We start from the raw sequence: 537 nt of genomic DNA, 5'->3' as shown, positions 1-537 counted from the left end.
CGTCGGAAGACGCGAAGGTGAACAACGTTTCGAACAATGTTTCGAACGTTGCGAACAACCTGAGCAACCTGGGCAACAACGTCACCAACATCAACAACCAGGTGACGAACATCGTCAACGGTGGCGGGATCAAGTACTTCCACGCAAACTCGACGCTGGCAGATTCGTCGGCGACGGGTGCGAACAGCGTGGCGGCAGGTCCGGCAGCGGTGGCGAGCGCATCGAATGCGGTAGCGATGGGCAATGGCGCGAGCGCGACGACGGCGAACTCGGTGGCGCTGGGCTCGAACTCGGTGGCGAACTCGGCGACGCTGGGTACGGCGGGCTTCACGCCGGTGGGTGGCACGGCGATCGCAGCGGCGACGGCAGCGGGCGGTGAAGTGTCGGTGGGCGCAGCGGGCGCTGAGCGTCGCATCACGAACGTGGCGGCGGGTCTGAACCCGACCGATGCGGTGAACGTGAGCCAGCTGATGTCGGAAGACGCGAAGGTCAACAACATCGGCAACAACCTGGCGAACCTGAGCAACACGGTCAACA

At 63.7% G+C, this 537-nt stretch carries 1 pseudogene; it reads left to right on the top strand.

The features are described from left to right. Nucleotides 1-17: 17 nt before the first annotated feature. A pseudogene (locus G3N95_RS40410) lies at nt 18-537 on the top strand (hypothetical protein); the annotation flags it as partial.

It is taken from the genome of Paraburkholderia sp. Tr-20389, assembly GCF_017104565.1.
GTDB lineage: Bacteria > Pseudomonadota > Gammaproteobacteria > Burkholderiales > Burkholderiaceae > Paraburkholderia.
This window is presented reverse-complemented; position numbering and strand designations above follow the sequence as displayed.